A 26,587-nucleotide genomic window follows, 5' to 3' on the forward strand; every position below is an offset into this window, starting at 1 on the left:
AATTTTTCCTCCATTTCCTAAGTCCTATTATAGCGCTATTTTAGAGACTTTCAAGAAAATATAAGAAATTTAGACAAAAATAAGAAAACGATTACATTTAAAAGTGTCTAACAAGGTAAAATTCACAATTTTTGCAGTCCTTGTAACTTAAAAAACAAAAAAATCCAGGACCTATGCCCTGGATTTTAGGAGATTATGAAAAAGAAAAGTTTTAGGATAGTTGTAGTATACAAAGCGATTCCTAAAGTTTTCTTAAAGTGAGGAATATCTTAAACTTTGGTCGCATTACCATTTTCATCAAAATGATAAGTTACACCTTTGATAGTACGTGTTTGGTTGGTGACTAGTTCACCAGAGATTTCATCGTAGTAGTGACCATCTGGTGTAAAAGCACCTTTAATTTGTTCCCCTCTAGAATTAAAGTAAAGCTTTTTACCATTAATTTCAGAGACACCAATTGCTGCTGTAGCATCTCCATTGAAATAATACCAATTTCCACTGGTAAAGACGAAGCGGTTTTTAACTGCTTTACCAGACTCACCAAAATAGTAAATTTTATCCTTTGTATAATAGAGGAGGCTATTTTTTTCCATTGAAGCAACTCGAATATATTTGCTTGCCCCACCTGGGGTGAAGTAGTAAAATTCGCCATCAATTTCTTTAAAGCCGATTACTTGTCTACCAGTTTCGTCATGGTAATAAGTATCTCCAAATGAGTTTTTTACAAAACCAGAATAGTTTACTTTATATCCATTATTTTTATCATAAAAGTATTCAGGCATATATACACCATCGTGTGCAAACCACCCTTTGACTTGTGTTCCTTCATAGCGACTGAAGATGACTTCATGACCATCAATAGTATGAGCACCCTTTAAAGTATTGCCATTTTTATCAACGTAGTACCAAGATTTGTTGTATTCGATATAACGATTGGTCGCGAGTTCTCCAGAATCTGGATCGAAGTAGTGAACAAGATTATTACGGGCATTGGTATAGGCCCCTTTAACCTGTTGGCCGTTCTCACGGAAGAAGACTTTTTGACCGTTAATGATTTGAGCACCAGTGAGGTTGTCTCCATTCGCGTTTTTATAATACCAGTTTCCGTTATCATCGCTATAATAACCATTTGGGTTAGGAGCATCCGTACCGATGCCATTTTCATCAAATCGATAGGTCATACCATTAACTGTTAGAGTGGTGTTAGAGACGCGTGCTCCAGAATTAGGATCATAGTAGCGAAGAACACCATTGTCGAGAACAAGCTCTCCCTTAGCTTGACGACCATTGGCATAGAGGTAAACGATTTGACCGTCTATATTGACTTCACCATCTTGAGGACGAATTGCATTTCCATCTTCAGCATAATAGTACCAGCCATCATTTTCTTGGACATAGCGATTTTTAACGGCTTGACCAGTAATTGGGTCAAAATAGTATCGACGAGTGATTTTAGTAGGATTACCATAACCATAACTATTACCGCGTGGTGAATTTTTCCCCTCCTCAAGAGAGATACTGATACCTTTTTGTAGAGAGCCAATATAAACAGGGGTAGTAGCATCATATATTTTGAAATAAAAGAGGTTTCCGTCAATCTCACGAACTCCTGTAAACTTAGAGCCATCATTGTTGAGGTAGTAAGTTTTTCCTCCTTTATCATTGACAAGCCCTTCTTTTCTTACTCTAGCTCCAGAGTCAGCATCGTAATAGAAAGTCATATGAGGATAACTATAAGTTTCTCCACTAAAGTCACCTTTGATTTGAACACCTTTATAATCAAAGTAGACTTCTTGACCATTGATAGTTTGTTCTCCAGTGAGGGGATAGCCATTTTCACCTAAATAGTACCAATTACCTTGGTATTCAAGGTATCGATTAGTCCATAGTTGCCCAGTATCAACATCGTAGTAACGAAATAGTCTATTCTTCCAACCGATTAAAGGCCCCTTAACTTGTTGCCCATTACTGCGGAAATAGACATTTTGACCATCGATAGTCTGTTCGCCAACGAGGTTTTTCCCATTCGTATCCTTGTAGTACCAATTTCCCTGATTATCACTATAATATTGACCACCAGTGATATTAGCTTCTCTAGTTGAAGTAGTCTCATTGGTAGCTCGGTCTGTAGTTACAGCTTCGCGTGTTTGGCCTGAGGCTGATTCTGCAGGTACTTGACTTTCGCTTGCAGTTGTTGAAGCTGTTTCACTGGCAGTTTCAGAACTTGCTGTAGAATTTGTGGCTTGTTCTGAGACATTTGTGGTGTTTTCTGTGCTAGCAACATTTTCAGTAGTAGCAGGAGCTTCAACAACCTTAGTTTCGACAAGATCTGCTGTGGTTTCCACATTGGCAGTGGTAGCAGCAGTCGTATTAAGGTTTGATGAGTTGTCAACTTTAGCTTCCTCCGCAAATGCAGGCCTTGCGATAAAAGCAAAGCTAGCAAGAGCAGTTGCACATGAGAATGCAATCAGACGTTTTTTGGACTTTTGTCCAGTAAAATTAGAATGTACTTTCATAATTTTTCCTCCATTTCCTAAATTCTATTATAGCGCTATTTTAGAGAGTTTCAAGAAAATATAAGAAATTTAGACAAAAATAAGAAAACGATTACATTGTAAAGTGACTAACAAGGCAAATATCACAATTTTAGCAGTCTCAAGAGTTAAAAATACAAAAAAATCCAGGACCTATGCCCTGGATTTTAGGAGATTATGAAAAAGAAAAGTTTTAGGATGGTTATAGTATATAAAGCATAGCCTAAAGTTTTCTTAAAGTAGAAGAAATATCTTGTTTTCCATTTTAATTCACTTTTTCAGTTGCTACACCATTTTCATCAATGACATAAGTTTTGCCATCTTTTTCTAGTGTTGCATTGGTTGTGATTGGAGAACCGTAAAGATGTTTCCCTAACGAAGTTGATTTTTCGAAGTGATAGAGCTTACCGTCAATTTCCTTCCAAGTTGGTTGGTAGGAAGAGATTACCTGAGGCTCAAGATAGCAGAGGTAGCCTTCATCAGTGCGGTAGAATCCTGTTCGAACGATTCCATTTTCATCCGAAGCGTATGAGTAATTAGTGTCATTACGCAATAATTCCGTATAAGAACCGAAAAGATAGGTCTTGCCATCTATGGTTTCTGTTGTATTGACATAGCGATATTGGTTGCTTGGATCTAGGTAATAGGTCTTACCGTCAATTTCTCTCCACCCGGTTAATAGTTTTCCTTCTGAATCTGCAAGATATATTATACTAAATGATTTAGCTGAACCATCAACTAGAAGTTGGCCATCTTGATTGAAGTAATAATAATTTCCGTCAATTAGAAGCAACTCTTCTTTAGCTTGAAGACCATCTTCCTTAAAGTAAACACGGTGATTATCTAGTGTATACCAGCCAAAAACTTGAGCTCCATCATTGCCAAAGTAGAGCTTAGAATAGTAATTGTACGGATAGAATGCATTACGGAGGAGTTCACCATTGTTTTTAGCGAAATAGTAGTACTTACCATCTATAAGGATACGCTTACCTTTTATTTGCTTACCACTGCCATCAAAGTAGAGTTGGACACCATTAATGGTTTGCCATCCAGTAGCTAATTGGCCCTTATCTTTGAGATAAGTCCAATCGCCATCCTTGTCCTGAACAAAGGTGTTGCGTAGAGAAGATGTGACATGTCCTTCTTCATCAATGTTATAGGTAACGCCACCAAGTTCAATGGTACGATTGGTCCATAAAGCTCCGCTATCTTTATCGAAGTAGTAGGTATCCCCATCGATGTCAATCAAAGTCCCTTTTGCTTGCTTACCATTTTTATCAAAGTAGAGCTGAATACCATCAATGGTTTGACGACCTGTTAGGAGTTTCCCATCTTTATCGTAGTAGTACCAGTTCCAAAAATCGTCGCGAATAAACTGATTTTTAGGTGTAACTTCAGTTGAGATTCCCTTGTCATCAAAGGAATAGACTTTGTCATCAACTTTCAAAGTTGTATTAGAGACAATAATTGTAGGACGCATACCAGCAGTAGGTTCGACGTAATCTCCATCTGTCAATCGGTAACGTTGCCCATTGATTTCCTCCCATGAAGGCTTAGTGACACTTTTTACTGCTGGTTGGAAGTAGTGGAGTTGACCATCAATACCTCGTTGGAATCCTTTTAAGGCAACCCCGTTTTCATCAGTGCCATAGATTCCATGAAAAATACCTTCATTGTGATAGACAACGGGTGCAAAGTAGGCTTTAAGGCTATTTTTTTGGACTTCACTATTAATGACAAAATAATCTTTATTTTCAAAAGTGATAATACCGTTTAGGACAACCCCATTTTCAGTAAAAATGTATTCCTTACCATCAATTATATGTCTACCGGTTTGGATGACGCCGTCAGCATCAGTGTGGTAAGTTGTTTTACTAGAGAAAAACATAGAAGGTCTTTCAACGATGCCATACGTGTTCTTAACCAATTGACCGTCATAATCAAACAAATATTCTTTCCCATCAATGGTTACGACATCATTTTGAGCTCTCAGGCCGTCTGATTGGAAGTAGTAGCGTTTGTTATCGATTGTATGCCAACCTGTAACGGGAGCACCGTCCTCTCCTAGATATTCAAAGAGGTGCGTATACATTGGGTTGGTTCTGTAACTATTAAAGATGATATGTTCATACCATTGATTAGTCATTAAGGCACCATTATGATAGGCAAAATAGTAGTGCTTGCCGTCGATTTCTTGTTTTTGTCCTTTGACTTGTTTCCCATCTTTATCAAAATAAAGGATGACACCATCAACATTTTGCCAACCAGTCAATTTTTCACCGTTGGCAGTGTAGTAATACCAGTCTTGTTGGTTATCAGATTGGAAATGACCACCGGTCACGACCTGAGTAGGTAGTTGTGTTTTTTCGGTTAGGATACCATCAGCATCTGCTAGATAAGTTTTACCATCTACTTCAATACTTGTATCAGTTACCTTACGCCCATTATCTTTATCGTAGTAGTAATCCTTGCCATCAATGGTTACCTTTTCACCTTTTGCCTGGATGCCATTGTCATGGAAGTAGAGGTTGAAGCTGTCGACGGTTTGTGGACCCGTTAGTTTGTGGCCCTCGCTGTCTAGGTAATACCAGTTACCTTGATCATCTGAGGTGAACTTGCCACCTTGGGAAGGTAATTCCTGAGCAGTAGTTGCGTTGTCGCTTGTTTCGGATGAGGTTTCAACACTCCTATCGGCAGTAGTTGTTTCATTAACTGGAGCTACCTCAACCTTTTGATTAGTTTCACTGGTAGGCTGTGTAGTAATAGTTTCTGTAGGTTGAGTAGCAACATTAGTAGATGCAGTATCAGTTGAGACTGCTTCACTAGAAGCTTTCTCAACAGTAGTGCTTGCTGGAGCTACTTCGGTTCTTGTAATGAGGCTGGCACTTGTCTCAAGATTGCTGTCAGAGACGACATTTTCAGGACTGTTAACAGCAGTCGTTTCTGGTTTGACTTCATCGGCTCCGACCTGTCCTAGTCCAATTAGTGAAGCCCCGATAGCCAAACTTGAGGCAGCGATTGTAATCCAATGTTTCTTAACTTTATGAAGTTTGAAACGAACTTTGTTTTCCATAAATTTCCCCCTTATTATGGTGATTTGGCATACTCACATCGTGAAATAATTAACGAGATTATACCAAAAATTAATTTATGATTATATCTTACCCTTATTTTCTAACAAACTCAATAGAAAACGCATACATAATTATAGTTTCAATAAATAGTGCAATAGAGACGTTTGAGAGAAGTAGATGTTTACACAAAAAATCCAGGACTTGAGCCCTGGATTTTAGGAGATTATGAAAAAGAAAAGTTTTAGGATGGTTATAGTATATAAAGTAATTCCTAAAGTTTTCTTAAAGTGCGAGAAATATCTTGTTTTCCACTTTAATTAACTTTCTCAGTTGCCACACCATTTTCATCAATGACATAAGTTTTGCCATCTTTTTCAAGGGTTGCATTGGTTGTGATTGGAGATCCGTAAAGATATTTCCTTAATGAAGTTGATTTTTCAAAGTGATAGAGCTTACCGTCAATTTCCTTCCAAGTTGGTTGGTAAAACTCGATTACCCTAGGCTCAAGATAGTATAGATAGCCTTTATCAGTACGGTAGAATCCTATTCGAACGATTCCATTTTCGTCTGAAACGTAACCGGATTTAGTTTCATTACGTAATAATTCTGCGTAAGAACCGAAAAGATAGGTCTTGCCATTTATGGTTTCTGTTGTATTGATATAGCGATATTGGTTGCTTGGATCTAGGTAATAGGTCTTACCGTCAATTTCTCTCCACCCGGATAATAATTTTCCTTCTGAATCTGCAAGATATAAACTATTATATGATTTAGCGGAACCATTAACAAGAAGTTGGCCATCTTGATTGAAGTAATAATAATTGCCATCAATTAAAAGTAAATCATCTTTAGCTTGAATACCGTTTTCCTTAAAGTAAACACGGTGACCATCTAGTGTGTACCAGCCGAAAACTTGTGCTCCATCATTGCCAAAGTAGTGAATATATGAATTAAAGGAATGGAATGCATTACGGAGGAGTTCGCCACTGTTCTTATCGAAATGGTAGTATTTTCCATCTATAAGGATACGCTCACCTTTGATTTGTTTCCCAGTGCCATCAAAGTAGAGTTGAATACCATCAATAGTCTGCCATCCAGTAGCTACTTGCCCCTTATCCTTGAGGTAGGTCCAGTCACCATCCTTATCTTGAACAAAGGTATTTCGAAGTGACGATGTCACACGGCCTTGGTCATCAATTTCGTAGGTCATTCCATTGAGAGTTAGACTACGATTGGTCCACATAGCCCCACTATCCTTATCAAAGTAGTAAGTGTCACCATCAATGTCAATCAAAGTACCTTTAGCTTGTTTACCGTTAGCATCAAAGTAGAGTTGAATACCATCAATAGTTTGACGACCAGTTAGGAGCTTGCCATCAGTATCATAGTAGTACCAGTTCCAATTGTCATCACGAACAAATTGGTTTTTGGCCGTAAACTCAGTTGCAACTCCCTCATTATCAATTGTGTAGGTCTTGTCATCGACTTTCAAAGTGTCGTTAGTAAGGATAATAGTGGTGTACATACCAGCGTGGTGTTCAGGAAGATACCATTTTGTTAGACGATAGCGCTTACCATCGATTTCTTTCCATGTAGGTTTATTAACACTTTTTACCTCAGGTTGGAAGTAGTGCAGTTGACCATCTAAGCCTCGTTGGACACCCTCTAGGAGGACACCGTTTTCATCAGTTCCATAGATTCCAGTGAAATTAATTCCACCCAAAATTTCGTTTTTAGAAAAGAAGGCTCCAAAATAGTTTTTTTCTATTTTACTATCTTTGACTAGATAAAGTTTGCCATCATAACGTACAACACCATCGACGACTTGACCAGTTGAACCAAAGATATATTCTTTTCCATCGATAATTTGTTTACCAGTTAGGACTTCGCCATCTGCATTAGTTCGGTAGGTATATTTAAACCTCACTTTAGACCCTGGCTTATCAACAACGCCATAAGCATTCTTGACTAATTGTCCCTTAGGATCAAATAGATAATTTTTACCATTGATTGAATAGATACCATTATGTGCATAGAGACCGGTCTCAGTGAAGTACAAGCGTTCTCCATCAATATCTTGCCATCCAGTCACAGCAGCGCCATCATTTCCGAGATAGTATGAACGGTAGTCCTTTGATGCAGGACTAATTCCACCAACATTGACTGAGGCCCATTGATTTTTAACCATACGTCCATTGTTTTTATCAAAGTAATAGGTTTTACCATCAATCTGAACGATTTTATCTTTTGCTTGACGACCGTCTTTATCGAAGTAAAGTTGGTAACCATCAATGGTTTGAAGTCCTTTAACAGCGTGGCCCTTTTCATCACCATAATAAAAATTAACATTTTCAGGGAAGGTGAAATCTACCTTATCCCAAATAAAGGAGTTTCGAGCTAGCCGTCCTCTCTCACCAAAGACATAGGTTGTGTCTCCTACATTAACCGCTACATTCTTAAGCAGTTCGCCATTTTCATCAAAATAGTGAATGAAACCAGCTGCTGTTTTAACGAGACCTGTGGCACGTATGCCATCTCGGTTGAAGTAACTAGTATGGTAAATGTAGTTTGTTTTATACCGTGGGATAATCTGTTTTTCAGACCAATTGCGGTAAGAATTTTTGAGAAGGGCACCGGTGTTATGATCTAAGTAATATGTTTTTCCATCAACTGTGATTTCTTGACCTTTGAGTTGTTTCCCATCTTTGTCAAAATAGAGTTCAACACCGTCCACATATTGGAAGCCAGTCAATTTTTCACCTTGTGAAGTGATATAAGACCATTCCCCCTTATCATTGGCTTCAAAATGTCCACCAGTAATGTTTGTAGGCAGTTTGGTTCTCTCTGTCACAACCCCATTCTCATCAATTTGATAATGTTTTCCATCTTTATCGAGGTAGCAATTGACTAGGAGCATACCAGTATGGTCATCTAAATAATAGTTCTTTCCATTTACCTCAACAAATTGGCCTTTGACCTGTTTTCCATCTTCTTGGAAATAGTATTCGCGATCTTCTACATTATTCCATCCAGTGAGATTTTTTCCGTCCTTGGTGTAGTACCAATTGCCTTGATCATCGGATGTGAACTTGCCACCTTGTGAGGGTGTTTCCTGTGAAGTAGTTACGTTGTCGCTTGTTTCAGATGAGACTTCAGCACCCCTATCAGCAATAGTTGTTTCACTAGATTGAGCGGTTTCAACCTTTTTATCGGCCTCGTTACTAGGCTGTGTAGCAGTTGTTTCTGTTGGCTGAGTAGCGACATTAGTAGGTGTAGTGTCAGTAGATACTGCTGCACTAGAAGTATTCTCGACAACTGTACTCGTTGGAGCTACTTCGGTTCTTGTAATGAGGCTAGCACTTGTCTCAAGATTGCTGTCAGAGACGACATTTTCAGGACTGATAACAGCAGTCGTTTCTGGTTTAACTTCATCGGCTCCGACTTGCCCTAGGCCAATCAGTGAAGCCCCGATAGCCAAACTTGAAGCAGCGATTGTAATCCAATGTTTCTTAACTTTATGAAGTTTGAAACGAACTTTGTTTTCCATAATCTTCCCCCTTGTATGGTGGCTTGGTAAATTCATGCTGTGACATTAAAAACATCATGAATACCAAAAATTAATTTACGATTATATTTTAATTCTATTTTCTAATAATTTCAATAGAAAACGGATACAAAAATGCCATGATTTTATAAAAAGATTCTTATATTCGTGATAGTTATAGCCTATAAAAGGGTTTTCCTAATTTATTTATTTTTTCGTCTATAGATATCATTGAAAGATATATTGTCCCCATACAGTTTGAGAAAAAGACTCTTTTTTTCAAAAATCATCCTGTGTAAAATAGAGGGCATAAAAACATGAGAGGTGATTGCAATGACAAATCGTTACGACTTAAATAAAAATTTGGCACAGATGCTTAAGGGGGGCGTCATCATGGACGTTCAAAATCCTGAGCAGGCACGTATCGCTGAGGCGGCAGGAGCGGCTGCAGTCATGGCCTTGGAACGCATTCCGGCCGATATCCGTGCAGTGGGTGGTGTGTCACGTATGAGTGATCCTAAGATGATTAAGGAAATTCAGGACGCTGTTAGTATTCCAGTGATGGCTAAGGTGCGTATTGGTCATTTCGTGGAAGCACAGATTTTGCAGGCGATTGAGATTGATTATATCGACGAGAGTGAGGTTTTGACACCGGCCGATGACCTTATTCATGTGGACAAAACCAAATTTGATGTGCCTTTCGTCTGTGGAGCCAAGGACCTTGGTGAGGCTCTTCGCCGTATCTCTGAAGGGGCATCAATGATTCGTACCAAGGGTGAACCTGGTACTGGTGATATTGTTCAGGCTGTTCACCACTTGCGACTCATGAATCAAGAGATTCGCCGTATTCAAAATCTTAGAGAAGATGAACTATATATTACTGCTAAAGATTTGCAGGTGCCAATTGATTTGGTCCGTTATGTCCACGAACATGGCAAGTTGCCGGTTGTCAATTTTGCGGCAGGTGGTGTAGCGACGCCAGCGGATGCGGCGCTTATGATGCAGTTGGGTGCTGAAGGTGTCTTTGTTGGTTCAGGTATTTTCAAATCAGGAGATCCGAAAAAACGTGCGGAAGCCATTGTCAAAGCAGTGACTAACTATAATCGTCCGGACATTTTGGCGCAAGTGTCAGAAGATTTGGGGGAAGCCATGGTTGGTATCAACAAGGATGAAATTGACATCTTAATGGCAGAGCGAGGAAAATAGATGACAAAAATTGGAATACTGGCTTTGCAAGGTGCTTTTGCAGAACATGAGCAGGTCTTGAACGGACTTGGAGTTGAAACAGTTCAAATCAGAAATCGACAGGATTGGGAAGCGCACGCTGATTTAGATGGGCTCATTCTACCAGGGGGAGAGTCGACAGTCATGGGAAAACTCTTGCATGATTTAGACTTGTTTGAGCCGATAAAGGCGAAAATTGATTCGGGCTTACCTGTATTTGGAACCTGTGCAGGTCTGATTTTGTTAGCCAAAACCATAGTAGGGGACCAAACAAAACATTTGGCAAGTATGGATATCAATGTAGCCAGAAATGCCTATGGTCGCCAATTGGGCAGTTTTGTCACAGATGCTGAATTTAAAGGAAAAGGGGAAATCCCAATGGTCTTTATTCGTGGGCCAATTATTGAAGCTGTTGGAGCAGAAGTGGAGATTTTAGCTCAAGTCAATGGGGCAATTGTGGCAGCTAGAGAAAAGCAGATGTTAGTGACCTCTTTTCATCCAGAATTAACGGGTGACGAAAGGGTACATGCTTATTTCCTAGATATGATTAATCCGGCAAAAGAAGAAAAGCTTTGATTCAAATTTCATAAATTCATTTACTTCTCCTTCACGCAAAAAAATCCAGAACCTAGGCCCTGGATTTAGGAGATTATGAAAAAGAAAAGTTTTAGGATGGTTATAGTATATAAAGCAAAGCCTAAAGTTTTCTTAAAGTGGAAAAAAAGTTTACTTGTGATATGAAAAAGGAAGTTGACAGTTGGTCGACTTCCTTTTTAGCGATTTCTAAATGAGAGTAATTATTCGATATCAATAGTTGTTATTTGAATACTATTCTTATACTTCATCGGGTCCCATCAAATGTCCATTACCGTCAGCATCGAATTTGAAGGCACCAGTGTTTGTTCTAACAATGGTATTTTCAGCGCGTGCGCCATTCTTAGCATCGTAATAGTGGACAGTTCCGTCATCATCAAATTTGAATTCACCTCTAAGTTGTTTACCGTTTTGGTCGAAGTAAACATGGATGCCATTTAAGGTTTGAGGTCCTGTCAGTTTATCCCCTTTAGCACCAACATAGTAGTAGAAATCTTCACGATCTAAATCTTTACTTTCTCTTGGATATTGTCCATCCTGACCTACGATATCATTTCCAGGAATGGTGATAGTAAAGTGGAAGATACGATCACCATCGAGATTTCGGTAATTCCAATTGTAGACATGAACAAAGCTATTAGTTACGAGAGCGCCAGAGTCTTTATCATAATAGTGTCCATCCGGGGCGAAGCGTCCCTTGACTTGTGCTCCGTTAGGAAGGAAGTAAAAGTGACTATTTCCAAAGGTTTGAGGTCCTGTTAATGGCTTACCATCAGCATCAAGATAGTACCAGGCAGTAGTATAGATATTTTGATTGTTAATGTCATCACGACCAATGTAAGTTAAGATTTCTTTAAAAGCATTGGTTACGAGAGCACCAGAATCTTTATCATAGTATTTACCATTTGGTGCAAAATGTCCCTTGACTTGTACACCAGTGAAATCATCAAAGTAGACTTTAACACCATCAATAGTTTGTTCTCCCTTGAGTTTATCACCTTTATCATTGACGTAAACCCAGTCACCATCTTGGGTTTCAAGATAGCGTTTGGTTACGAGAGCACCAGAATCTTTGTCATAGTATCGGCCATCTTCTGCAAAACGTCCTTTGACTTGTTTGCCATCCTTGTCGAAGTAGACTGGAATGTTGTCGACGAAGTTGAGACCGATGAGGTTTTTACCGTTTGCATCCTTGTAGTACCAGTTGCCCTCGTTATCACTATAATAGTGACCACCAAAAACTCGTGGTGCTTTGTCTAGGGTGACTGTAGGAGTGACGGGAGTATCTATTTCTTCACCAGGCCCCATCAAACGTCCATTACCATTTGCATCGAATTTGAAGGCACCAGTGTTGGTTCTGACAATGGTATTTTCAGCGCGTGCACCGTTTTTAGCATCGTAATAATGAACGGTACCATCTTCGTCAAATTCAAACTCACCTCTAAGTTGTCTACCATTTTGGTCGAAGTAGACATGGATGCCGTTTAGGGTTTGAGGTCCTGTCAGTTTATCTCCCTTGTCATCTACGTAATAGTAGAAATCTTCTCGATTCAAATCATTGCTAGAAAGTGGGTAATGACTCATATCTAAAAATTGGTTTTCACCGTTAGGTCCAACGACTGAATTATTAGGAATAGTGATGACAAAGTGATTCACATGATTTCCGTCTTGATTTTGATAATTCCAGTTGTAGACATGGACAAAGCTATTAGTTACGAGTGCACCAGAGTCCTTATCATAGTAGTGTCCGTCAGGTGCGAAACGTCCCTTAACTTGTGCTCCGTTAGGAAAGAAGTACATGTTTGTTCCACCAAGATTTTGAGGACCTTTAAGTGGTCGTCCGTCGGCATCAAGGTAGTACCAATCTGTAGTATAGATGTTTTGACCGTTGATATCATCACGACCAATATAAGTTAAGAGTTCTTTAAAGGCCTTGGTTACAAGAGCACCAGAGTCTTTGTCATAGTATCGGCCATCCTCTGCAGAACCACCTTTGATTTGAATACCGTCTTGGCTAAAGTAAACAGGAACATTATCCACATAGTTCAGACCGACAAGATTTTTGCCATTTGCATCCTTGTAATACCAGTTACCGTTATCATCACTATAATAATGTCCACCAGAAATATGAGGTGCATTTTCAAGTGTTACAGAAGGTGTGACTGGCTTTTCATTTTCATCGATTGGGACAGGTTGTTCACTGTTTTTTGTAGGTGTTTTTGTTTCTTCGACAGGAATAGGTTCATTAACTTTTTCCACTAAATTTTTTGTAGTAGAGGCTTCTGAAGTTGCCGTTTTAATAGGTGTAGCTTTATTTGCCTGATTATCTTGATTGCTATTTCCTTGTTCAGAAGTGATTTCTACCGGTAATTCGCTTGCTAATTCAGATGATGCGACTTCACTGCTAGGAGCTTCACTTAGAAGCGTACTTGTACTGGCAGGTACCTCAATATCAGTTAATATTGGATTTTCAGTAGGTGTCTTAACTTCAACATCAGGTACTGCGTTTTTAGTATCAGGAGCAACGACTTCAGTAGGTTGAAAACTAACATCAAGCAGTTTTGTTTCATCTGCAAAGGCAGGGCGAGCAACAAGAGTAAAACTAGCTAATGCAGTAGCACAGGAAAGTGCCACGACCTGTTTCTTGGAGATATGCCAAGGATAATTCATTTCAGAATTCATAATAGACTCCCTTCAAAAATGAACACCGATGTTTAGGTGTGTAACATAAAGGAGCTAGGCCGTCAGAAGAATGTTAAAAGTGAGAAGATCTGTTAAAACGACTGAGCCCCATATCTAAATCTCTCAGGGCATGGCCATAAGAAGATTTTATAGGCGAGCACGTCAAATGTATGGCAAGGAGAATATGCTTAGGCTGTATAGTTTATATCTGGAAACAAGTGATTTTATTTATCTTAATACTTTTATTTCTCTCCTTTCGTTTTATTTTTGAATCCAGCCTATGGCATCTGTCTTCAAATACAAAAAACTAGAGCTTTTAGTTTGAAGCATTCTCTCTAAAGCTCTAGTTTTATATTATAGACAGATGTGTATATGAAAAGAGCCTTAGATTATCATGCCAAAGTGCCTAAGGACCAGTTTTCATGCATAAAAAATTATTTTGACGTTAGAAGTCTAAAGCCAAGTTCCTAATCCTAATCCCTTGTAGTACACTTTCAACGTTTTCAGTAAAACGCTTACATGTTCACCTATCTTTATTATAGTCCTTTTTTTATGACAAACAAGTTTTTTTACAAGATAATCGTAATTGTTTAAGAATAGTTCATATTTGAATTCTATTTGTAAGTCAGTTATTGATGATATGGAAAAGGAAGTTGACAGTTGGTCGACTTCCTTTTGTGTGAAGTAATTGAAATCCATAGTCACTTGTAAATGACTATCGAAGAATATGTCCAACCCCGTCATTATCGAAGTAATAAGTAACGTGATTGATTGTCAACGTCACATTTTCAGCACGATTACCAGAGCCAGGAAGATAATAGTAAGTCTTACCACCTAAAATGATGAGTTTATCTTTAGCTTGTATGCCCTTATATTGTCCGTAATCCTCATCGTAGAAGTAGACATGTTTGCCATCTATGACTTGTTTTCCAGTCAGAATATTTCCCTTACTATTTGCATAATACCAGTTATTTTTGTATTCGAAGTATTTTCCGGTTACAAGTGCACCAGTCTCTTTGTCATAGTAGTGTCTATTGTAGTTTGAATAGCCGAAGTCACCTTTCACTTTCTCACCGTAATTAAAGTAGTACTGAATTCCGTCCAAATACTTAGCACCGTCAAACTTATTTCCTTCTTTATCAACATAAAACTCTTTGCCACCATCCTCAACCAATCTATCTGTTACTAAAGCACCGTTATCTTTATCGTAATAGTGGTTATCAGGAGCAAAATGCCCTTTGTATTGAACACCATTGGTACCGAAATAAACTTTGACGTTATCAATGGTATGAGCACCAAGGAGGAGGTAACCCTTGTCATTGACATAGTACCAGTTTCCTTCGGAATCATTAATATAGCGGTTTCGTTGAGTTGAATGACTCTTAATGGTGATGACACCAGATTGGTCTGCCACATAGGTCTTACCATCGAAATCAAAAGTTGTATCTTTGACTTTTCGGCCGTTATCTTTATCAAAATAGTAAACCTTGCCCTTGATATCAACGAACTCTCCCTTAGCTTGTCTACGAGTTCCTAAATGGAAATACATGTCGTAGCCATCAATAGTTGCAGAGCCAACGACAGGCCATCCAATTTCGTCGTAGTAACGCCAGTACCCATCTTTATCTTGGACAAAATAAGCGCTCTTAGGTCGAAGATCCTTAAAATCACTAGAAATGAATTTACCAACCCCATCATTATCAAATTCATAGATATTTGGAAATTCTCTCATAATATAGTGTGTAGGAATATTCAATCGTATATTTCTAGCAATGGTACCATCATTGTAGAAGTAATAGTTATTGAAAAATCTGTGTACGACCATATTTCCATCATCTTGGAAATAGTACTTATTACCATTGATGGTTTGCCATCCTTTGACTGGTAGGCCATCGGCACCAAAATAATACCGTTCGAGTTCAGGATGTTCATTATTGAAAAAATTTGAATATACAGCTTCGTCAAATCTTACTTCTTTAGCATAGTTTTCCTCAGGAATAAATCGTCCAGCTTTGAAGGTGACGAGGCGGTTCGTCACAAGGGCGCCGTTATCTGGGTCGTAAAAATAGGATTTACCATTGACCTTACGGCGTTCCCCCTTGACCTGTTTACCATCTGAGTCAAAGTAATAGGTTAAGCCGTCAATAGTTTGTGGTCCAGTAACTAGCTTTCCATCTGTATTCATATAATACCAATGCCCAGCATTATCTTGTAGAAAAGCTGGATGGTTATTAGCTAATGTTACGACGCCACTAGCATCAATATTTAGTTGGAAGTCACCATTCTTGAGATGAGTGTCTTTAATTAATTGCCCCGGATTTTCTTTGCCAGCATCTCCAAAAAGATAGAGTTTGTCACTAACCACGTTCAATCCGTAGCTAAGTTGGTCGTTTCTATCAGGATTAAAGTAATAGGTTTGTCCTTTGATATCTTGTAAGCCAGAAACTCGCACCCCATCGCTACCTAGATAGTAAGTTTGACCATTTTCTTCAACAAATTCATCATGGAGCATACGTGCACTATCTGTAAAGTAATAGAGTTTTCCATCAATGGTTTCGAAACCAGGATGTTCTCGCTCTTTTTTGAAATAATAGCGTTCTCCATTAATATCTTGCCATCCCATAAGCTTATTACCGTTATTATCGTAGTAATAAGTAACGTAATAAGGATGTCTTAAGGTAATGAGACTACCTACATAGTTAACTGTTTCGATGCGTTCTTCTTGTTCGGTGACAAATCCATTTCTTTTTTCAGTAAAGGCAGAACGGTCAGTTCCTCTCGTGGTATTTTCGTTTGGGATATCACCAACAGATGACACATTCTCAGCTGTAACACTCTCACTAGTCGTTGCAATTACCTCAGAATGTGCAGTTTCAGAATGCGCTACTTCCGAACTAGCTGTGCTTGAGACTTCAGAGCTTGGTTTTTCAGAGACTGTTTCTGTTGAAGGAACTTCTAAGGTAGCTACTGGTGCTTCTGATACTGTAGCAGTCTCGCTAGAAGGGGTAGCAGGTGTATTTTCTGTAGGTTTAGCTGTGGCTTCACTAGTCGCTGGAGCCTCAACGTCAATAGCGCCTTCTTTGATGATGGTTTCAACAGTCGCTTCATTAACAGGGGTAGACTGTTCTTCAGCTGAAGCATAGTTAAGGCCAGCAAAACTCAATCCCAAAGCCAGTCCTGTCACTGCAATAGTTACCCAATGTTTTTTAACTTTGTGAAGTTTAAAATGTACTTTCTTTTCCATGATAATTCTCCTTTCATTGAAAGACAAATTGGAATTATATGTGTGAAATAAATATTATTCGTAAATATATTTAATAACCCTTCCATCACCGTTTTCATCGAAATGAACAAGCTCAGCTTTCACCTTGTAACGAATTGAGTGGTTAAAAGTAATGTCAACATTTTTAGCACGTTTTCCAGTTTTTGGGTAATAATAATGGTAGTAGTAGTCATTTCCCGCCCAAATTGTTCGCAATTCGTCGTAGCCTAGTCTACCATCATCGTGGAAATAGTAGTAATCATCTCCAATCTTTTGTTCTCCCTTGTAACATTTACCATCACTACCAACATAGTAACGATTACCGTCAACGTCAACGAATTTGTCACGTCCTAAGTCAACAAGTTCACCAGTATTCTTGTCATAGTAATAACCATCATCAGCAACAATACCTTTAGCTTGTTTACCATCTTTATCAAAGTAAACCTTCACATTATCGATAGTTTTGTGTCCAGTTACCTTTTGACTATTTTCATCGACGTAGTACCAACTATTAGAATATTTTTTACCAAAATATCTAGTAATTGCACCAGTTGAGGTGTCTGCTAGACTAGGGTATCTATCGAATTGAAATACTTGAACATAATTATGGTCGATAGGCTCATTACCTAGGTCGGTGATAAAATGCCAAGGTTTTATTTGAACATAACGTTTTGTGACTAAAGCTCCGGTGTCCTTATCGTGATATCTACCATCTGGTGCGAAATCCCCTTTTAACTGTGGTCCATCAGGGTAGAAGTAGTAGTCCTCACCGTTAATAGTCTGATAACCTGACACCTTGTAGCCACTATTATCTAGGTAGTAGCGGAATGTAGTTGAGATACCATTAGCACGCCATTCACGAGCGATTCTTACAGTACGTTCTCTGAAAGTATTTCTTGCTAAGTTACCTGTATGTTTATCGTAATATTTACCGTTTTTTGCGAAACCTCCTTTTACTTGCTCTCCATTTTCATCGAAGAATACTGTTTCACCATTAATAGTATGCTCCCCTTTTAAAGCGATTCCTTCGGAACCAAAATAGTAAAATGGTTTTATATCATCACTAAATCCATTGTGGTCAGAAGGGACGTATAAGTTCCTAGCTAGATGACCATTATCATTCATATAATGGATATTGTGGTAGTCATCATAGAACAGTCCATTTTTTTTGATATCATCTTTCTTTTCAGTAATGACACCTTCTTGATCTGAAATATAAAGTTTATCGTTCACTTCAAAAAGTGTTCCAATGACACGCTCACCATTAATTTTATCGTAGTAGTATTTGTTCCCTCCTTGTTTAATAAACTCACCTTTAGATTGCTTTCCGTTATGGTCAAGATAATACCATTTACCATTTATCATAACTGATCGGTTGACACCTAAATTAACACGAGCACCGGTATCTTTATCATAATAGTAACCATCGGCTGCGAACTGGTCTTTGATTTGTTCACCATAGGCATTAAAATAAACAGTAACACCATTTATTGTTTGGGGACCGTGAAGGAATTTTCCGTCATATCCTGCATAATAGGTGACTTTTCTAATTTTAGGGTTAAGATAGTCATTCTCTAGGTGATAGATAGTAACGTATTGATTTTTAACCATCATTCCTTGGTAGTCATAATAATAGCTGTTTTCAAAGTCATCGGTAAGAATTTGGTTGCGATAGTTTAAAGCATATGGTACTTCAGAGAGTTTACCTTCATTATCAGCTTTATAGGTCTTACCATCGATTTGAATAAGAGAGTTGATAACCATTTGTCCATTATGCAAATCATAGTAATGTTTTGGTAGACCTGAATTTGAGTAGCTAGCCTCACCTTTTAGTTGACGACCATCACTGTCAAAACAAACATGATAACTATCAACAATTTGGTTTCCAATGAGTTTTTGACCATTTTCATCGACATAGTACCAGTTCCCATTGTCTTCTACATAAGCATTGGTAACAAGTTCACCACTATCCTTGTCATAGAAGTGACCATTCGGAGCGAAGTGTCCTTTAACTTGGACTCCACTGTCCTTAAAGTAAACTTTGACGTTATCAATGGTTTGTTCGCCAATGAGTTTATTGCCATCGGAGTTGTAGTAATACCAGTTGCCTTTATCATCGCTGACATATTGGTTATGGAATCTAGAATCACCTTGGATAGTGATGTTCCCTTCTTTATCTGCGATATAATGGATACCGTTTAACTCAAAAGATGTATCCTTGACTTTACGACCATTGTCTCTGTCGAAGTAGTAGATTTTATTATCAATATTAATAAATTCACCTTTAGCTTGATGTCCTTCTGGGCGAGATGATTCATGGAAGTAGAGTTCAAAGCCATCAATAGTTTTAGGTCCAGTGACAGGAAATCCGTCTTTGTTGAAGTAATACCAACGACCTTCGTAGTCCATCATAAATTGATTTTTTGGATATTCTATATTATTTTCTGAAGGAAGAGTATAGTAAATTGGGAACGGATAAGTCACAATGTTTAGTTGTTTATTGAGATAATCAGCCACCCCATCGTGGTCTGAATAAAATACATATGGCATAGACTTCCGAAGACCCTTTTCGATGATAGGAAATTGTTTGTTTTTGGCTAAGGCCCCTTTGTCATCAAAGTAGTAGCGTTTGTGATCTAATTCCATTAGTCTATGAACAGCAACTTGGCCATTGTCATAGATGTAATAGTCATCACCTAAAATTGTCTGACGACCTTTCTCAAGTGTGTTACCATTTTTATCGAAATAGTAACGTTCTAATCCAGGCATTACATAATAGTTTGGTTCGATATAAGCAGGTTCATTGAAGTAAACAACTTTACTATAGTTTTCTTCTGGAATATAGTGGCTGTCTTTGAATGTAATAAAACGGTCTGTTACTAGCTTGCCATCGTTTTCATCGTAAAAGTGGAGTTTATCGTCAACTTTCCTAAGCTGCCCTTTTACCATAGTGCCGTCATTGTTAAAGTAATATTGGAAACCGTTGATTTCTTTTGGTCCAGTAACCAGCTGCCCTTTTGTATCTACATAATAGGTAACACCATTTGCATCTGAAACGAAACTCTCTCTTTTATCTGTCTTTTTTGTGATACCTTCCGCTTCAACAGTGATGGTGAAATCGCCATCTTTTTGTGAGGTATCTAAAGTTGTTTTATCAGGAGAAGTACTTATGATGAGGTTTTCGTTGTTTGTAGGTGTATTTGTTGCACTTACCTCAGAATGAACAGTTTCAGAATTAGATGCTTCCGAACTAGCTGTGCTTGTGACTTCAGAGCTTGGTTTTTCAGAAACAATTTCTGTTGAAGCCACTTCAGAGCTAGCTACTGGTGTTTCTGACACTGTGGCAGTTTCGCTCGAAGCGGTAGCAGCTGTATTTTCTGTAGGTTTAGTTGTGGCTTCACTAGTCGCTGGAGCATCGACGTCAATAGCGCCTTCTTTGATGGTGGCTTCAACAGTTGCTTCATTAACAGGGGTAGGTTGTTCTTCAGCTGAAGCATAGTTGAGACCTGCAAAACTCAATCCCAAAGCAAGTCCTGTCACTGCAATAGTTACCCAATGTTTTTTAACTTTGTGAAGTTTAAAATGTACTTTCTTTTCCATGATAATTCTCCTTTCATTGTAAACTGTCATTATTGAGAAGGAGTATTTATAACTTCATTAACTAATTGGTGTTCCGTTTCCATCCGCATCAAAATGATAGGTTTGCCCTTTGATAGTAATGTCAATATTTGACAAACGGGCACCTGAGTTAGCATCGTAGTAGTGGATTTTACCATCGACGGTGACTAGTTCACCTTTGGCTTGTTTACCGTTACTGTGGAAGTAGACTGGAACATTGTCAATAGTTTGTTCACCGGTCAAGGCGTACCAGTTTGGACCAAAGTAATACCAACTACCTTCCCATTCATGGTATTGATTTTTAAGAGCAGCGCCTGTTGCTTCATCCAGATAGTAGATGTGGCTACTGTTAGGGATAGTATCACTGTAATACGCATAGATGAGCTCACCTCTACTTTGCATTCCGTAGTAGTATTTACGAGTAGGAAGTCCAAAGTAGTAGAGTTCGCCATCGATAACTTGAACGGAGACTAATTTGTTTCCCTTACCGTCTAAATAATACCAGTGATTATCTTTGGTTTTAACGAAACCAGCTTTTGTGACCTTTTTACCATCAAATCCGATATAGTCTCCACTATCTGCGTAGTATGTGAATTCTCCGAAGCCTTGATGACCATCTCCAACGATAAGATTCACTTCTTCACCATGAACAATATGTGTTCCTGAGTAAACTTTTCTACCATCTTGACCAACATAATAGCGTTTGCCATCGACTTCGACGATTTGGTCTCGGACAGCAGCACCTGTGTCTTTGTCATAAAAATGATCAGCATTGGCAAAAATACCTTTGGCTTGGACACCGTCTTTATCAAAATAGACTTCTACACCATCTATAGTTTGAGCACCAATTAATTTATCGCCCTTATCATTGACATAGTACCACTTGCCATCTTTTTCGACATAACGGTTGGTAACGAGGGCTCCACTATCTTTATCATAATAATGGCCGTTTGGCGCAAAGTCACCTTTAACTTGAGAATAGTCATCACGGAAGTAGACATTGACATAATCTATCACTTGTTCGCCCTTTAAAGGATAACTAGATTTATCAACATAGTACCATTTACCTCCAGCAGTAACATAACTATTTTTGGCTGTAACTGGAGTCAATTTACCATTTTCATCTGCAATTGATGTTGGGTATCTATCATCTACAGCAATAAAAGTGAAAGCATTGGTGAGGATAGCACCTCTTACGCCGTTAATGTATTTAGAAAACTGAGCATAGTACCAGTTTCCATCAACTTGGAACAGTGGGTTTGGGCTGCCAGGGACATCATCTCTTAGTGAACCAGATTCATCAAAATAGTAGAGTTGTCCATTAATTCGCTTGAATCCATGGACAACATGTCCATTTTCATCAGCATAAACAGAAGGTGTCCAGAGGTATCCTCTCAGGTACATGTATCTGATTTTACCCCAGCCATTATAGACTTTTTGTCCCTGTTCATTGTAATAACTTTCAGTACCATCAGGATTCTTGAATTTAGAATAATAGACCATGTCTGGTTGGAAGTAGTACTCTTTACCGTCGATGGTTTTAGGGCCAGTGTAAATATTACCGTCATTGTCATAGTAGTAATAAATGTCGTCGCTGGTTCCGTTAATGTAGCGAGTACTATGGTAGAGGGCAATCTTATTATTCCAAAGTTCGCCATTTTCAGGATGGAAATAATATCCTTTTCCATCAACAACCACTCTTTGCCCTTTTGTTTGAAGCCCCTTGTCATTAAAGTGGTAAGTTTTGTCTCCAATTTCTTGAAGGCCAGTCACTTTTTCACCTGTCTTATCTACATAATACCAGTGGTTATCGCCAGTAGTAACAAAAGATTCAGTTGTTAGATGTCCAAGTTCACCATCATAATAATGTCCATCTTGGGCAAAGTTTCCTTTGACCTGTTTACCATCCTTGTCAAAATAGACATGCTGTCCATCAATTAGGTTTGGACCTGTCAGATCCTTGTCATCTTTTTTGTAATGCCAATTGCCTTGTTCATCACTATACCATTGACCACCCGTGATATTCTTTTCAGCAGAGGGAACTTGAGAATTAGGGGTATCAGTATCACTAGTTGTTGGTGACGAATTCTCAGCTGTAACACTTTCACTAGTCGTTGCACTTACCTCAGAATGTGTAGTTTCAGAATTAGATGCTTCCGAACTAGCTGTACTTGTGACTTCAGAGCTTGGTTTTTCAGAAATAGTTTCTGTTGAAGCCCCTTCAGAGGTGACCACTGGTGTTTCTGACACTGTGGCAGCTTCGCTTGAAGCGGTAGCTGCTGTATTTTCTGTAGGTTTAGCTGTGGCTTCATTACTTGCTGGAGCATCGACGTTAATAGCACCTTCTTTGATGATGGTTTCAACAGTTGCTTCATTAACGGGGGTAGGTTGTTCTTCAGCTGAAGCATAGCTGAGTCCTGCAAAACTCAAACCCAAAGCAAGTCCTGTCACTGCAATAGTTACCCAATGTTTTTTAACTTTGTGAAGTTTAAAATGTACTTTCTTTTCCATGATAATTCTCCTTTCATTTTAAACTGTCATTTTAAGAAGGAGTATTTATAACTTCATTAACTAATTGGTGTTCCGTTTCCATCCGCATCAAAGTGATAGGTTTGCCCTTTAATAGTAATGTCAATATTTGACAAACGGGCACCTGAGTTGGCATCGTAGTAGTGGATTTTACCATCAACGGTGACTAGTTCACCTTTGGCTTGTTTACCGTTACTGTGGAAGTAGACTGGGACATTGTCAATGGTTTGTTCACCGGTAACTTTATCACCATTGACATCAACGTAGTAGAAATAGTCCTCACAATCGAAGTCTTTGCTTGAAAGTGGGTAGTGACTAATGTCTACTGGTATTGTGTTATCATTGAGACCAAAAATAAAATTATGTGGGTACTTGATAAAAAAGTTATCGACAGGATTACCGTATTTATCTTGAAATTTCCAGTTATAGATATGGACGTAACGGTTTGTTACAAGTGCACCAGTATCCTTATCATAGTAGTGTCCATCAGGAGCAAAACGTCCCTTAACCTGTGCTCCATTAGGGAAGAAGTACATTTTGACATAATCAAGTGTTTGAGGTCCTTTTAGTGGTCGGCCTTCCCTATCAAGGTAATACCAGTCCTTTGCATATAAAATTTCGCCATTTATGGTACTACCAACGGAAGTCAATACTTCTTTAAAAGTATTGGTCACTAGTTCACCAGAATCTTTGTCATAGAATTTACCGTTTTGAGCAACCCTTCCTTTGGTCTGAAAACCCCAAGGATTATCAAAGTATAGTTTTTGACCATTAATTTCAACTTCTCCTGTTGCAGCTGTACCATCTTTTGTAAAATAATACCAAGTTCCAGTTCCATTACGTTCGAAAAAGCGATTTTTCAAGATTTTACCACTATGATCAACATAATAGACCTTATTATTTTCATAGATAAAACGATCTCGTAACATTTCTCCAATGTCATAGTGTTTATACGTATTTTCTGGACGGAAGTAATAGAAATCGCCATTAATTTCCTGAAGCCCAAGAACTATTTGTCCTTTATCATCAAGGTAGTAGGTTGAATCATTTTCATTAACAAAGCCTGCATGGGTTACTTTGCAACCATTGTCTTTATCATAGTAGTACTTAGGCATGTAATAATATTTGGAGATAAACTTCGGATCTCTTACAAATCCTCCTTTAATCTGTTTACCATCATGGGGATCGAACATAACATCTTGTCCATCAATAATGTAGGCCCCTTTTAGTGGGCTACCGTATTTATTAACATAGTACCAATTACCATTAACTTCAACGTAACGATTGGTTACGAGATTTCCTGTATTGATATCGTAGTAACCTTTAAGGTCATTATATATATCTAAATAGGCCCCTTTGACTTGTTGTCCATTATCCCGGAAGAATACTCTTTGTCCCTTAATGATTTGGGAACCGATAAGGTTTTCTCCGCTTGCATTCTTATAATACCAGTTACCCTGTTCATCGCTATAGTAGCCGTTAGGGTTTGGAGCATCTTTACCAATTCCATTTTCATCAAAGTTATAAGTCATCCCATTGATCGTTAGGCTTGTATTTACAACACGAGCTCCAGAATCAGGATCATAGTAACGGAGGACCCCATTATCAAGAACAAGTTCTCCTTTAGCTTGACGGCCGTTTGAGTAGAGATAGACGATTTGTCCATTAATAAGGGTTTCCCCATCTTTAGGACGAATAGCATTTCCATCATCACCGTAGTAGTACCATTTATCATGTTCTTTAATTGTTTGTTTTTTGACTAACTGACCGGTTTCTGAGTCAAAATAGTAACGACGGGTAATGTTTGTGGGCGTTCCATATTTATTAGAAGTTGGAAGAGTCTTTCCATCTTCTAGCTCTATGCTGATTCCTTTTTGCATGACACCAGAGTTGATTTCGAAATAATAAAGATTACCATCAATCATACGAGTTCCTGTATATTTAGAACCGTCATTATTGATAAAAAAGGTTCTTCCTTCTTTATCTTGAACGAGACCTTCTTTTCTAACTCTAGCTCCGGTGTTAGGGTCATAATAGTGCATCTTATCAAGATTACCAGAATACTTTTCACTAAAGTCTCCTTTGACTTGAGTTCCGTCATAATCAAAATAAACTTCTTGCCTCTCAATGGTTTGTTCCCCCTTGAGAGGAATACCATCCTTGTCAACATAGTACCAGTTTCCCTTATATTCTAGATAACGTTTGGTTTGTAGTTGACCAGTATTATCATCAAAATAACGGTATAGTTTGTAATTTACGATTTGTGGTCCTTTAATTTGTTTTCCGTCCTCCCAGAAGGAGACTCTTACGTTATCAATCGTTTGGTCTCCAGTAAGTTTTTTCCCATTAGCATCTTCATAGTACCAATTCCCCTGTTTATCACTGTAGTAGTGACCGCCAGTGATATTATTTTCAGCAGAGGGAACTTGAGAATTAGGGGTATCAGTATCACTAGTTGTTGGTGACGAATTCTCAGTTGTAACACTCTCACTAGTCGTTGCACTTACCTCAGAATGTGTAGTTTCAGAATTAGCTGCTTCCGAACTAGCTGTGCTTGTGACTTCAGAGCTTGGTTTTTCAGAGACTGTTTCTGTTGAAGCCCCTTCAGAGGTGACCACTGGTGTTTCTGACACAGTGGCAACCTCGCTCGAAGCGGTAGCAGCTGTGTTTTCTACAGGTTTAGTTGTGGCTTCATTACTTGCTGGAGCCTCAACGTCAATAGCGCCTTCTTTGATGATGGCTTCAACAGTTGCTTCATTAACAGGTGTAGGTTGTTCTTCAGCTGAAGCGTAGCTGAGTCCTGCAAAACTCAATCCCAAAGCAAGTCCTGTCACTGCAATAGTTACCCAATGTTTTTTAACTTTGTGAAGTTTAAAATGTACTTTCTTTTCCATGGTAATTCTCCTTTCATTTTAAACTTTTTACATACTGCAAAATAAGGGCTGTCATGAGAGTTTATGAAAAGTGAGCATTGGGGAGGAGTCCCTAACGATGTAAGTTAATCTTTTTGTGACAATCCTTATTTCTCCAAGCCTCCTCAATTTCTATATTACGAGACTGTTCGAGGCAAACATGAGTCCTGACGAAATGATTCTAGAAAAACGAGAGCCGTTCGGAATTTTCCTCCTTTCTAAGCATGGAAGATCTCGTTTATTTTGGGCTTCTAAGACACAAAAAACTAGAGCTTACTAGTATGAGGCGTCCCCTCTAGAGCTCTAGTTTGAAATGATGCTGTATTCTTTTTATGAGCCCTAGTTTGATGGTTCAAAGTGACTCAGGAATGGTTATCCTACTATAATCCTTATTTAGGCATTAGGTAACTAATGTCAATCTTTTAGATAATCCCCCAAGTGTCCTTTAAAGCAAAATTAAAACGCTTACATATTCACCTAGCTTCATTATAATCCTTTTTTAAGAATAAACAACAGAAACTAACGGAATTATCAAAAATGTTAAAGAACTGACATAAAAGATTCTATATTTAGTTTCGTTAGTCAAATAAGAATTCACCTGTGTAAATCATTTA

Annotated in this window: 10 protein-coding genes; 2 read left to right on the plus strand and 8 right to left on the minus strand. The window is 38.4% G+C overall.

Annotated elements, in window-relative coordinates; translation table 11 throughout:
• Positions 1-269: 269 nt before the first annotated feature.
• The 3 genes from H7U04_RS00080 to H7U04_RS00090 form a co-directional block, all read right to left on the minus strand.
• Positions 270-2,516, minus strand: coding sequence for a glucosyl transferase (locus H7U04_RS00080; protein ID WP_156685312.1), 2,247 nt, complete (start codon positions 2,514-2,516; stop codon positions 270-272).
• A gap of 283 nt (positions 2,517-2,799) precedes the next feature.
• On the minus strand, positions 2,800-5,607 hold the full coding sequence (locus tag H7U04_RS00085; RefSeq protein WP_201059195.1) for an N-acetylmuramoyl-L-alanine amidase family protein: 2,808 nt from the start codon (positions 5,605-5,607) through the stop codon (positions 2,800-2,802).
• Between the two features lie 314 nt (positions 5,608-5,921).
• Positions 5,922-9,155 (minus strand): KxYKxGKxW signal peptide domain-containing protein, encoded by a 3,234-nt coding sequence (locus H7U04_RS00090; RefSeq protein ID WP_155197994.1) that lies wholly within the window; start codon positions 9,153-9,155, stop codon positions 5,922-5,924.
• Between the two features lie 330 nt (positions 9,156-9,485).
• Here H7U04_RS00090 and pdxS point away from each other — a divergent pair, with 330 nt between their 5' ends.
• Both pdxS and pdxT read left to right on the plus strand, forming a co-directional pair.
• Positions 9,486-10,358, plus strand: a complete 873-nt coding sequence (gene pdxS, locus H7U04_RS00095) for a pyridoxal 5'-phosphate synthase lyase subunit PdxS (protein WP_002883851.1) — start codon at positions 9,486-9,488, stop codon at positions 10,356-10,358.
• Positions 10,359-10,952, plus strand: coding sequence for a pyridoxal 5'-phosphate synthase glutaminase subunit PdxT (gene pdxT / locus H7U04_RS00100; RefSeq protein WP_004182217.1), 594 nt, complete (start codon positions 10,359-10,361; stop codon positions 10,950-10,952).
• Positions 10,953-11,210: 258 nt separating this feature from the next.
• Here pdxT and H7U04_RS00105 read toward each other — a convergent pair whose 3' ends face one another.
• From H7U04_RS00105 to H7U04_RS00125, 5 genes are all read right to left on the minus strand, one after another.
• Positions 11,211-13,652, minus strand: coding sequence for a glucosyl transferase (locus H7U04_RS00105; RefSeq protein ID WP_201059196.1), 2,442 nt, complete (start codon positions 13,650-13,652; stop codon positions 11,211-11,213).
• Positions 13,653-14,367: 715 nt separating this feature from the next.
• A complete protein-coding gene (locus H7U04_RS00110) occupies positions 14,368-16,896 on the minus strand; it encodes a KxYKxGKxW signal peptide domain-containing protein (protein WP_201059197.1) in 2,529 nt (842 codons plus the stop codon).
• A gap of 54 nt (positions 16,897-16,950) precedes the next feature.
• On the minus strand, positions 16,951-20,514 hold the full coding sequence (locus H7U04_RS00115) for a KxYKxGKxW signal peptide domain-containing protein (RefSeq protein WP_201059198.1): 3,564 nt from the start codon (positions 20,512-20,514) through the stop codon (positions 16,951-16,953).
• A gap of 57 nt (positions 20,515-20,571) precedes the next feature.
• A complete protein-coding gene (locus H7U04_RS00120) occupies positions 20,572-23,043 on the minus strand; it encodes a KxYKxGKxW signal peptide domain-containing protein (protein ID WP_110981512.1) in 2,472 nt (823 codons plus the stop codon).
• A gap of 56 nt (positions 23,044-23,099) precedes the next feature.
• Positions 23,100-25,955, minus strand: coding sequence for a KxYKxGKxW signal peptide domain-containing protein (locus H7U04_RS00125; RefSeq protein ID WP_110981511.1), 2,856 nt, complete (start codon positions 25,953-25,955; stop codon positions 23,100-23,102).
• Between the last annotated feature and the right edge of the window lie 632 nt (positions 25,956-26,587).

Origin of the sequence: Streptococcus sp. 22.1 (genome assembly GCF_016648645.1) — a bacterium.
GTDB lineage: Bacteria > Bacillota > Bacilli > Lactobacillales > Streptococcaceae > Streptococcus.

What these genes read in the sequence shown, in the direction of transcription:
- H7U04_RS00115 (WP_201059198.1), bottom strand. Translation starts at nt 20,514, where the DNA reads ATGGAAAAGAAAGTACATTTTAAACTTCACAAAGTTAAAAAACATTGG.
- H7U04_RS00125 (WP_110981511.1), bottom strand. Translation starts at nt 25,955, where the DNA reads ATGGAAAAGAAAGTACATTTTAAACTTCACAAAGTTAAAAAACATTGG.
- H7U04_RS00110 (WP_201059197.1), bottom strand. Translation starts at nt 16,896, where the DNA reads ATGGAAAAGAAAGTACATTTTAAACTTCACAAAGTTAAAAAACATTGG.
- pdxT (WP_004182217.1), top strand. Translation starts at nt 10,359, where the DNA reads ATGACAAAAATTGGAATACTGGCTTTGCAAGGTGCTTTTGCAGAACAT.
- H7U04_RS00090 (WP_155197994.1), bottom strand. Translation starts at nt 9,155, where the DNA reads ATGGAAAACAAAGTTCGTTTCAAACTTCATAAAGTTAAGAAACATTGG.
- H7U04_RS00120 (WP_110981512.1), bottom strand. Translation starts at nt 23,043, where the DNA reads ATGGAAAAGAAAGTACATTTTAAACTTCACAAAGTTAAAAAACATTGG.
- pdxS (WP_002883851.1), top strand. Translation starts at nt 9,486, where the DNA reads ATGACAAATCGTTACGACTTAAATAAAAATTTGGCACAGATGCTTAAG.
- H7U04_RS00080 (WP_156685312.1), bottom strand. Translation starts at nt 2,516, where the DNA reads ATGAAAGTACATTCTAATTTTACTGGACAAAAGTCCAAAAAACGTCTG.
- H7U04_RS00085 (WP_201059195.1), bottom strand. Translation starts at nt 5,607, where the DNA reads ATGGAAAACAAAGTTCGTTTCAAACTTCATAAAGTTAAGAAACATTGG.
- H7U04_RS00105 (WP_201059196.1), bottom strand. Translation starts at nt 13,652, where the DNA reads ATGAATTCTGAAATGAATTATCCTTGGCATATCTCCAAGAAACAGGTC.